The organism is Paenibacillus sp. MZ03-122A (assembly GCF_024213325.1).
GTDB classification, from domain to species: Bacteria; Bacillota; Bacilli; order Paenibacillales; family Paenibacillaceae; genus Paenibacillus; species Paenibacillus polymyxa_B.
Window position 1 is genome coordinate 547,849 of record NZ_JANAVI010000002.1, and the last position, 11,941, is coordinate 559,789.

Below are 11,941 nucleotides of genomic sequence, written 5' to 3' on the forward strand. Positions count from 1 at the left end.
TCCTTTTTTGAGAATTTACTAATTTTTTGTATGTTTACTACCGATAAAAAAAGTATTGAATGATTACGTACCCCAAGGTGCGACAGAATCAAAGGAGGACAATGATTTGAAACGATTGCTATCCATGTTGCTGACGGTTGGTCTCATCATTGGCTTGGTGCCGGCGGCCCTGGTAGGTACGGCTCATGCTGCGACGGGAACTTATTTTATTTTTCCAAGTGAAAAATATGATGTGGATTCGGCTAGAATGGTAAACACTGACCGAGTTACAGTTAACGGTACGATTAACGGAGTGAACGGAAGTACTATATCTTATAGTGTATTCCAACTCTCTAAAAATGGAACAAACCTTAACGTGGTTAATAAGAACGAGAGTCAAAAAGGCGGAATTACAGTCAGTGGCTCTACGCTTAAAGTTACAGACATTAAACTGTTTCCTGGTTTGAACCGGATTACATTTCAAAGTAGCCAAAATTCGGCTGATATGAAGGACTCCATTTACATTGAGTATCAGGATGGGCCTAAGCTTTATGATCTATCTGCTACGTTGAATGGTGAAACCGAGCAGTTGCTTGAGAATCAGACAGCGGTGCTGACAGACGCACGCAATAGCGGTACGGATGATGTGAAAGTAGTCATTCAAGGTACGGCTCCTAATGCTGACAGTGTAACGCTCACGTCTGCAAAAAGCAGTAATACGTATACAGTTAACTCTTACACTGGCTATAAACTAACGGGTAGTGTTGTACTGAGTCCGGGTAAAAATATAGTGACCATTAAAGTGAATAACGGAACTCAGGCTCTTACAGTTACACGTGAAATTACGATTTATACGGGTAAACCGGAATTTTCTGATTTGACCCTGAATAAGGATGGGAATGTTTCTGCCGATTTGACCACTTCGCCTGACTTTACCGTATCGTCTACAAGTGGTGTGGTTTTAAAAGGTAATGTTTTGGTGCCAGGCGGTGCAACCGATCCAGGAGTGGCCACAATCAATGCACGTTTTACCGATGTAAGTAACAATGGTAGTGCTGTGGGTAGTGCGACTGGGGTTGATGCCACAATTGATACTGCAAATGTAGTTACATCAAATGGTTATAAAGTATATCCATTTCAGGTGACTGTACCTTCGGAAGTTGTACTTGATCATTTGACCAGGGCATCCCTGGGCATAACTTATACGGATAGCAGTACACCTCCAGCTCCATCGGCTGTCCAATTTACATTGCGCAGCAGTACTCAGCCGTATATTGATGATATTAACTATCTTCCTGATTTTAATACTCAATTGTTGAACAGAACTAAAGGAAGTGGGTCTGATCAGGCAGCTGCCCTAGATGAAGCTATGAAATTAACAGGTAGCTCTATGAAGAACAAGACTACAGATGCTGCATCTGTACCTGTAGGTATGGAGTTTATCGTTGTTAATGGTGCACCTACTTCGATTAGTGAGCTTTCCGGAGTAACGGTTCATACTGTAGGGTCGCAAGATGTAATTCGGACAATCAATGGTAAGTCAACACAAGTGAAGAAAATCGTTGCTTATGTAGACACTTTGCCTAAAGAAGGACAAAACGTACTGAATTTTTACCTGAATGGCGACTCGACCAAATTAATTAAAGCAACGGTGAATCTGTTGCAGGGTCCGTTCATGAAATACGATACGATTTATGATGGGCAACAAATTCCGTTGAATACATCCAGCTCAAACTTGAATACCTATAAATTGACTCAACTGGGCAACTTTAAAGGTAAATTACTTGATGTGAGCAACGCAGCAGATATTCATTACACTGGAAGTAACCGAAATGTATTCCTGTATGTTAATAATGTATTGGTTGATTTGGATGGTTCAGGTGCGGACTTCAAGCTTGCTGCTTCCTCGGAGACAGCCGCAGCCAATGCCTTGGCGAACGGGAATAATGAAATCAAGTTTGTATACAAGCCAGGTATTGAGTACAGCAATACGGTAAAAGTAAACTTTACACAGACGAATATTCCAGTAATTCCTGTTCCCAACACACAAGGAATCATCCCTTTTACACCAGTTAGCGGCTTGAGCAATACGCCGAAATATAGCGAAATTGCTCCGAAATCAAAAGATGCTAATTTCACCAAAGTGGATGACACCAACTACAAAACATCTCTGAAAAATATCAATGTATTTGGTACTTTCAGTATTGCTGATTTGGGTAAAGCAGATCAGGTAAATGGTTCGTTAAGTGATATTGCTAATAAAGATCAATATATTTTGGAGATTAAGGGATCGGATGACAGTGAAGTCAACTGGACACTGAGTAACGAGTTTTTCTCAGCAGAAGATGCTAAGACAACATACAATTCCGGTTCTACTACAGATAAATTTACAAATAAAGATTTAAAAGACCTGCTTGTGTACTACCATCCGGACAAAAAGTATTTCAGCTTTGTGTTGAAAAACCAAACTATTTCGCAAGATGGAACACCAGTAGCTTATAACATTACCTTGTACAATAGCGGCAAGAGCGGACCATTTGCTACTTTCCGACTGCAAGTATCCGGTCAATCCACATCTTTTGATATTTTGCGTCCGCTCCCTGAAAAGAGAATCGTGAATCAAAACTTTGTGCAAGTTGTTGTAAATGCAGGTAATGCAGATAGTGTTACAGTAGGTAAAGAAACAGCAGTTCAAGAGGGTTTCGACTCTGATTATGATGGCACCATTGATTATCCATCAACTTACAAAGCCATCGTTACAGGTCTAAAAGCCAACAAAGATAATAAAATTGATGTAGTGGTTACTGTAGGCAAAGAAAAACTGAAACAGACCATTACTGTTAAATATGTGCCTACTAATATCCCTGGCGAGCAGTACATGGAAGCGATGAAAACATCGCACAAAGTGTTCGATGGTAATCTTACACTTGCTTTTGCAAAGGGAACGAGTCTGATTCGTCGGGACTACGATCAACCGCAACAGTTCAAAAACCAGGTTTTCTCTGGTCACAATTTGTACTTTGCAATAGCAAATAGCGAAGATGGTGTGGTTGACCGTCATGAATTTGAAACTGAAAAAGCATTGTCCGATATGCAGAGCTTGATTGCAGATGGAAGTAGATACTTCAACAGAGATTTTCCGGCCCGCTTTAATATGTCGAGTCCGGTATTCTGGATTGATCCAGGTACAGCAGATGACATTAAAACGGATGATTACGATCCGGTAACTTATGGTGCTGATCCTTATCAATTGGCTAACAAGTCGCAAAATGACAGTAGCAAGATCAAAAACTTCTACTGGCGCGACCCATCTAACGAGTTAGTACCATCCAAGCGTGCTACATTGACGCTGACGTATGATAGCAGTATTGCTCAGGATGCAGGGAAACAAATGACAGTGTTCTATTTCGATTCTGATCTTAAAGATTGGCAGAACATTGGTGGTGTGGTGGATCCGAAGAAACACACCATTAAAGTACCGTTTGATCGTTTTGGTTACTATGTAGTTGCTAAAGTTGGAGAAACGTATAGTGATGTCATTAAGCACAAATACGCTAGAGATTACATTGAGGCTATCTTGGCCAAAGGTGTTATGAACCCAATGGATCCAATTAATAGCTTTGGACCTGACAGCTACATTAAAAGAGGCGAATTCACGTCTATGATTGTCAAAGGTCTGCAAATTCCGCTTAATTTCAGTGGAGCGAAGCATTTCGACGACGTGTCTATTCCAAATACGATATCAGCAGATGCTCTATACGATTATCGTTATATTGAAACGGCTGCGCGTGCCGGTATTGTCAAAGGTTCACAACCAAGAATCTTTATGCCGGAAGATGTAATCACGCGTCAAGATGCAGCAGTCATTATTGCCAAGGCATTGAATTTGAAGCTTGAAACAGATCATGACAAAATCATGAAGAACCTGTCTAAGACCTTTAAAGATGCGGACAAGATTGATTACTATGCGCAAGCATCTATATTGGCTATCGCCAAGAAAGGCTTTATCACAGGGTCACCTGTGGATGCAAGTGATCTGAAAAAAGGATATATGTTTAATCCTACTTCCTTGACCTTGCGCGGAGATGCAGCGATTATTGTAGCTAAAGTTATGGCTGATAAAAAACTGCTTCCTAAAATCTAATCAACAAAACACCTGAATTTATTAAACATCCCTCCATGCGAAATGGTAATTCCCTTTCATATACATGTGAGGGATGTTTTTTATAAATCAGCTATTTGACTGGGATTAAGGGCCTATGCCATAATATCAATGAGATGAAAACTTTGGCTAAGCATTACAACGTTTTTTATTTTCGATTCACATTAAACGTATGTAATTAACTGTTTTTTTTTAAGTGTTTATCTCAAAATGTGTTTATTATTTTTTTATATGTTTTTTTTGCACATTTATCTGAAACCTTACGCCTATTTCATCGTAGTAGTGGATGAGTGTGCTTAAATATTACATAGAGAAGTGAGTGGGGAGTGATGAGATGTCTCAGTTTTCAATACGCCGTCCTGTAACAGTATTTATGTTAATTATTGCTTTGTTAATCGGGGGCGGTATTTTTGCGTTAAGACTTCCTGTAGAGCAAATGCCGGATATGAAGCTGCCATTCGCTGCAGTGGTGACTAGTATTCCAAATGCAACGCCTACAGAAGTTGAGGAATTGGTTACTAAACCTATTGAGAAAAGTCTGGCTTCTATTGAGAACGTGGATAAAGTCATGTCCGAGTCTTCAGAAGGAACATCTATGGTCATGATTCAATTTAACTGGGGAGTAGATATCAATCAAGCAACCCTCGACATGCGAGATAAAGTTGATGGGGTTAAAGGGTCTCTTCCCAAGGCGGCTAATTCGCCGCGTGTCCTTAAGGTGGATCTCAACGCAACGCCGGTTATTACGCTCTCTCTTACAGGAGACCAGGATATTAACAAGTTGAAGCCTATTGCTGAAGATATTATTGAGCCGCGGCTTGAAAGAATTGCGGGAGTAGCTGCAGCCAACATGTCAGGTGGGCAGGCTCGGCTTGTGAAGATTACCGTAGATCAAGCCAAACTTCAAAGCTATGGCATTACGTTAGATCAAATCAGCCAAGCGCTATCGTCTAATAACGTAGCGGGTTCTGCTGGTTCGGTGTACCGAGGCAATACAGAAATCCAACTTCGGGTTCAAGGTGAATACAAAGCTGTTTCAGAAATGGGTGAAACGCCAATTCCAGTAGGGAAGGGAAGCATTAAGCTAAAGGACATCGCGAAAGTTGAAGATTCCTTGGATGATGTTACAACCATTTCTACCTATAACGGAAAGCCAAGTATCAATATTTCTGTTACTAAGGCTACAGGGGGGAATACCCTTTCAATCGCCGATTCTGTAAAGGATAGTTTAGATTCGATACGGAAGGAATTGCCTCCGGGAACTCAATTGGAGATGGTAACAGATGCATCCAAACCCATTAGCGACTCCGTACACTCATTAGTAGAGCATGCTATATTGGGACTTATTATCGCAGCTATTGTGTTGCTATTATTTTTGAATAGTATACGTTCTACCATTATTGCTACTATCGTTATTCCAATTTCCTTCGTAGCTACGTTTATGATGATGTATTTCACCGGACAAACCATTAATATTATTTCACTGAGCGGTTTGCTTCTGGGGTTAGGATCCTTTGTCGATTTTGCGGTTGTTATTATTGAGAATATTTTTAGACAGCGACATGAAGGGAAAAGCATGCTACAAGGGGCTATTGATGGCTCCAAGCAGGTGGGTAATGCCGTTATGGCATCTGCACTTGCGCAGATCGTAGTATTTTTACCAGTTGTTTTTGTTGACGGAATTGCGGGAGTTCTATTTAAACCGTTGGCGTTAACCGTTATTTTCTCTCACATTGCAGCCTTGCTTGTATCCCTTATGATTGTGCCGATGCTGGGCTCACGTTGGCTACCTACCGTGCCAGATGAATCCATTTATTCTTCAGGTACTTATAAGGGTGTTAACCCTATTGTGTGGTTTAATATTGGCTTCGAGAAATTTAAGAGTGGGTATCGCCGTATACTGAAGTGGGGAATTAACCATAGAAAATCTGTGTTAATTATTACTTTATTAATGTTTGTGGCAGCTGGGGCTCTAGTTCCTTTCGTTAAGGCTGAATTTATCCCAGCATCCGATACTGGGGAATTCACAATTAACGTGAAACTTCCTAATGGAACGGTCTTGGAAGAAACGGAAAAGGTTGTTCAAGATATAGAAAAAGAAATTTTGAAAGTTCCAGATCTAGATAAAATGACAGTGACTGTTGGTTCTGGTGGCAATTCTGGTTATTCAGGGGCAGCTCCAACCAACTCAGCAGATCTAAGTGTAACACTGAAGGATGGACATCAGGCAACAGATGTTATAGTTGAGGGTCTTCGTAAAAAATTTGATAGCATTCCGGATGCAGAGATTACAATGGCGTCTACAACAGGCCTTTCAAGCGGAGCGGCTGTTAATATTAACTTAAAAGGTGACGATATTGACGTCCTGAGAGAACTCTCGGACAATCTCGTTGCGGACGTAAAAAACATACCAGGTACGGTCAATGTGAAAAGTACCTTGAGTGCTGTTCGCGAAGAATATGAGATTACCGTTAATCGGGAGCTTGCGAGTCGATATGGCTTATCAGCAACTCAAATTTTATCAGCAGTGAATACTTCTTTTAATGGATCAGTCGCCACAAGCTATCGTACAGGTGAGGATCAGATTGATGTGAAGATATCGTTGCCAGAGCAAAACCGCCATGATTTGTCAAATCTAAAAGCCTTACGGATTACCACTTCGCAAGGTATTGATGTACCTTTGTCTTCCGTAGTAAGTATTGATAAACGGACTGTACCCGATACTGTTACTCGTGAAGACCAAACGCGTCAAGTGCAGATTACAGCTGATATTGATGGAACAGGGGATATTCTTACTATTAATCAAAAAATAGATGCTCTTTTGAAGAGTACTCACTTCCCTGAAGGCTACAGTGCAGATACGGGTGGTGGACAAAACGAACAAATGCTGGAGTCCTTTACGAACTTGGCGATAGCTATTTTACTATCTGTCGTGCTCATTTATATGGTTATGGCAGGACAGTTCGAATCGTTGCTCACACCGTTTGTTATTATGTTTTCCGTTCCACCTACGGTAATTGGTGTGCTTATCGGTTTAGCTGTAACCGGGGCGAGTCTCAGCGTTTCAGCTTTGACGGGTTACATCATGCTCGTCGGGTTGGTTGTCAACAATGCCATTGTTATGATTGACTTTATAATTCAGCTCCGAAAAGACGGCCAAGATCGGGATGAAGCTATTATTCATGGAGCGTCTGAGCGGTTGCGTCCAATTTTGATGACCACGCTGGCTACTGTACTAGCTTTGCTCCCAATGGCATTCGCTACAGGAGAGGGTAACGAAACACAAGCACCGATGGCAGTAGTTGTTGTATTCGGGTTATCCTTCGCAGCTGTTATTACATTGATTCTAATTCCGGTAGTCTACGTCATCATGGATAATATGATACAAAAACGTAAGAATCGGAAATTAAAAAGACAAGCGAAGAGAGAATTAAAAAAAGAAGCGAAACTACAAAAAAGTGTTCATATATAAGGTGAGGTGGAGAAACATAATGAATAAAAAAAGTGCTCTGATTGCTACAACTTTGCTTTTATCAGTTGCATTAGCGGGTTGCGGTGGGGGGGAGGCCCCTGCCGCTTCAACTGCGGCGCAGCAAGCCATTCCGGTCCAAGTGGCCAAAGTGACCAAAGGTAGTATTAACGATTCAACAGGTATCATTGGTAGCTTTGCTCCTAAAGAGACGGCTCAGGTGTCTCCGAAAATTAGTGGCAAAATTCAAAGCATTAACCTTACAGTGGGGCAAAAAGTAAATAAGGGCGACACATTGTTTACTATAGACCAAAAGGACTTGCGGGACTCCATTAAGCAATCTCAAGAGTCGTACCAGGTTGCCCTGGCCAATTTAAAGCAGGCAGAGTCAGGTGCAGCGCAATCGGTGCAGCAGGCAGAATCCAGCGTGGATCAAGCCAAAAGTGCGCTTGTCCAGCAAGACAACACGATCACTCAAGCTCAGACCAGTCTGGTAGATGCTCAGAGTTCCGTGCGTGATGCTCAAAATACGCTCAATCGCAACCAACAGCTGTTTAGTGCGGGTGCTCTTTCTCAATCCGAGTTAGAGCAGTCTCAAATAGCGCATAGAAGGGCTGTAACTGCGGTGGAGAATGCACAGATCACACTCCATAATGCACAAACGTCTAAGGAAAGTGCGCAAACAACATATAATAATGCTCAAAAATCATTACGTCTTGCACAACAGAAAACGGGCATTGACGTAGCTCGTGCTTCTGTCAATCAGGCTAAGTCCAGTTTAGACACAGCTCGTAGTCAATTGGTGGATGCTGTAGTTAAAGCTCCAATCTCTGGCACAATATCAGTAGTAACAGGAACCCAGGGGCAAATGGTTAGTGCACAATCCGCGGTTGCTACAATTGCGAATACCAATCCTATTATTGCTAAAGTTAACGTTTCTGAAGCTGAGCTTCTTAAGTTGCAGGTGGGTTCATCTGTAACTGTAGGCGTGGACTCGTTAAATAAGCGGATTGAGGCCAGAGTATCGGCTGTCAATCCGGTAATGGATAATGATCTTAAGGCATATCCTGTCGAGATTTCAGTCCCTAATGGTTCTGGTGAATTAAAATCAGGGATGGTTGTAACTGTATACATGAAATCAGAAGCTCCTAAAAACATTTTGGTATCGCAGGATGCCATTACGGAGCAGGCAGGGAAGAAGTATGCTTATGTAGTGGAGGGAACTGTTGCTAAGCGGGTAGAAGTGCAGACAGGCCAGGAAAGTGCCAAACAGGTTGAGGTAACCAAGGGGCTTGCTGAAGGACAAAATGTTGTCGTTAAGGGTGTTAGTCTACTTACGGATGGCGCGAAGATTAATGTAGTGAAGTAATTTGTCTCGGTTATATTTACTGTAAATCATTGTTACTCCGTCATTCCTACTACTTAAAGTGTATTAGAGTATTAGATTTCAAGAGAATCTATAGACTATATGTGCTTTATATATTCTATGGATAATTCTTAACGAATATACTCCATTAAAGACCGACTTAAATGTACGAAAATAATCCTTGTACATTTAAGGTTGAGAAGGTAAAAGTTGTAGGATGACGGAGGAACAGGTTCAATAGTATAATTATGACTGTGGAAAGCGGAATACATAATCAAAAAAAATAAAATTTTTTTTTGAAACGGACGCAACTTTTTGAACCCATGCTACGTCTAATTGGGTGAGTATGAAACAAAGGGGTACAAAAGCGTAAAGACAAAATTCGCTAAAAAAAATCTTTACTGCATTGTTATCACATTGTATAATACTGGAGTACGTCATAAATGGACGCTTTCTTTCAACTAGATTCCAAGCTTCTGTGATATTGTCACAGATATCATTTTATAAGGGTTCTCATAAAGCTCGGAAAGGAGGTGTAACGACTGATGAGTGACAAGATCCGACAAAAAGACAAAAATAATATTTCTGGTTATATTCAAGGAGGAGAAAAAAAGGTTATGACAAAGTTTAATAAAAAAATGATTAACGTGCTGGCAACAGCAACATTGGTTGCTGGTGTAGCAGCTCCAATCGCAGCATTGACTGCACCAACTGCAATTCATGCGGCTTCTAGCTTTACAAACCTGAACAATCCTAATATTGGTTCTGGTGCACAACCTAATGCTGAATTGGGTAGAGCAAAAGTTAGCATTAGCCAAGCTTCCATCGGACCTGGTGCATCGTTTACAGTAACATTGCCAAAAGGTTTTGAATTTGCTGGCGCTGGAAACGGTGTTGGTCGCGTAAAGACTGCTACTGATTCTACTTATGGTTTAGGTGTATATCTTGATGCACAAGATAACGACGACGCTGAAAACGTTGAAGCTACTGGTTATAATGATGCAAATGCAGTTGTAGTTACTAAGCTGACTAACAAGTCTGCAAAAGTAGAATTGAATTTCAGTAACTCTAAAGATAGCGCTGATCTTTACCTGAACTTTGGTAAAATCAATGTTACTGGACCTGCCAATGGCCCTATCAAAGTTGCTATTGATGCAGCTTCCGCAAGCGGTTTGACTAGCGGTGAAGTAGTAATTGGTAACGTAGTTTCTTCTGGTCAAATTTCTTTGAGCGCAGCTGATACTGTTTCCAGTGAAGAAAACTTTACTGCAACTTTGAAAGTTAAAGAAGAAACAGCTGGTTCATTGGGTAACAACAACATTAAGTTGAAATTGCCTAGCGGCTTCAAATGGGATTCTGCTCCTAAATCTGCAGCTACTATTCTGTTTGGTACTGATATCAAACCAGAAAATGTAAAATATTCTACTGACGGCGATACTTTGACTTTGTCCTTGGATAAAGTGAGTGGTCAGCAAACATCTTTCCAATTGCCTGTAGGTTTCTATGTTGACGACGAAACTAGCGCTAAAGAAGGCGACGTAACAGTTAGCATTTCTGGTAATGCAACAACTGATGTTAGCTCCCTCGTAGTAGGTAGCTATGGTCAAATCGGTGGTGGCGTTTCCGTAGCTACTCCATCAACTATCCTTGCAGGTCATGACGAACAAAAAATTGGCGACATCGTAATCAAAGAAACTGTTGCTAAATCTTTTGTTAATGGACGTACTGTAACTTTGCGTCTGCCTGAGGGTGCTCGTTGGCAGTCTACTTTTGAAAGCAACAACCCAGGAAGTAACTTCTCCGGTTCTATGGAGAACACTAACGGATTGGGCGGAGCAGATGTTTCTTACACTGATTCCGACAAACGTACTTTGAAACTGACTTTCAAAAACGTTAACAGCACAACTGATGCTGGTACTTTGAAATTGAAAAACGTCGAAGTTGCTACACAACCAGGTTTCTCTGGCGATCTGAACGTTGAAGTTGCTGGTAGCCAAGGTCTGAGCGGTAATGTTAAGGTTGCAACTGTGAAACAAGCGGTTACTTTGGCTGCTGCTTCCAAACCAACCCTGACAATCGGTCTGGGCGACCAACAAGTTGGCGATATCACAATCACTGAAGCTGCTAAAGAAGCTTTCGTTAAGAAAGACGGTAGCCGTGAAGTAATCTTGGAATTGCCAACAGGCGTACGTTTTGCTTCTACTCCAGAAGTAAAAGTTACAGCTGGTGACGTTAAAGTGAAGAGCGTATCTACTGATACTTACGGCGAAAGCAACAAAGGCCGTCTGAGCTTCTACATCGACAGCGAAAGTGCTACTCCAAGTACAATCACAATCTCAGCTCCTAAGCTGACTGTTGACCGTACTGTAGCTCAAGGTGACATCGTTGCTAAGCTGAAAGGTAGCGCAGTTTCTTACACTGCATACAAAGGCGCAACTGACAACACTCAAAACTGGAAAGACAACAACACTGCAGCTGCTGAAGTAGCAATCGCAACTGTTGGAACTCCAGCTCCAGGTGCTACTAAAACTAAAGCTGTCTTCACACTGGGAAGCACTTCCTACACTGTGAACGGCGAAAGTAAAACTTCTGATGTAGCTGCTTATGCTGAAAACGGACGCACTTACTTGCCAGTACGTTATGCAGCTGAAGCTTTGGGTGTATCCCCACAAAACATCCTGTTTGACAAAGCAACTTCCACAGTTACCCTGATTAAAGGTGACCGCGTTGCTCAAATCAAGCTGAACACAAACCTGTTGACTATTAACGGTTCTGTGGTTCGTATGGACGTTAAAGCTGTAACTAACAAAAACCGTACTGTACTGCCTATCTTCTGGGTGAGCAGAGCGCTGGATGCATCCATCAACTATGATGCAACTGCTAAAACAGTAACTGTTGAAAACAACAACTAATTTAAGAGCAACTCTTTTGAGTTAACTGAATTAGATGAGAAGAGGGTTCCTTT

General features: G+C 41.5%; 4 protein-coding genes. All 4 read left to right on the forward strand.

What is annotated here, in order from left to right; translation table 11 throughout:
• Window positions 1–106: 106 nt before the first annotated feature.
• The 4 genes from NLX74_RS06530 to NLX74_RS06545 all read left to right on the forward strand — a co-directional run bounded on the left by NLX74_RS06530 (window position 107) and on the right by NLX74_RS06545 (window position 11,888).
• Window positions 107–4,123: an S-layer homology domain-containing protein gene (locus NLX74_RS06530; protein ID WP_254328257.1), complete on the forward strand. Its 4,017-nt coding sequence runs from the start codon at window positions 107–109 to the stop codon at window positions 4,121–4,123.
• Between the two features lie 352 nt (window positions 4,124–4,475).
• Entirely contained in the window at window positions 4,476–7,613 is a 3,138-nt protein-coding gene (locus NLX74_RS06535; RefSeq protein WP_254328258.1) for an efflux RND transporter permease subunit, read from the forward strand.
• 19 nt (window positions 7,614–7,632) lie between these two features.
• Window positions 7,633–8,979 carry an efflux RND transporter periplasmic adaptor subunit gene (locus NLX74_RS06540; RefSeq protein ID WP_254328259.1) on the forward strand — a complete coding sequence of 449 codons (1,347 nt, stop codon included), beginning with the start codon at window positions 7,633–7,635 and terminating at the stop codon, window positions 8,977–8,979.
• Window positions 8,980–9,521: 542 nt separating this feature from the next.
• Entirely contained in the window at window positions 9,522–11,888 is a 2,367-nt protein-coding gene (locus NLX74_RS06545) for a copper amine oxidase N-terminal domain-containing protein (protein ID WP_025722445.1), read from the forward strand.
• Window positions 11,889–11,941: the final 53 nt, after the last annotated feature.

Excerpts from the sequence above, each read along its gene's own strand:
- NLX74_RS06535 (WP_254328258.1), top strand. The coding sequence starts at position 4,476 with ATGTCTCAGTTTTCAATACGCCGTCCTGTAACAGTATTTATGTTAATT.
- NLX74_RS06540 (WP_254328259.1), top strand. The coding sequence starts at position 7,633 with ATGAATAAAAAAAGTGCTCTGATTGCTACAACTTTGCTTTTATCAGTT.
- NLX74_RS06545 (WP_025722445.1), top strand. The coding sequence starts at position 9,522 with ATGAGTGACAAGATCCGACAAAAAGACAAAAATAATATTTCTGGTTAT.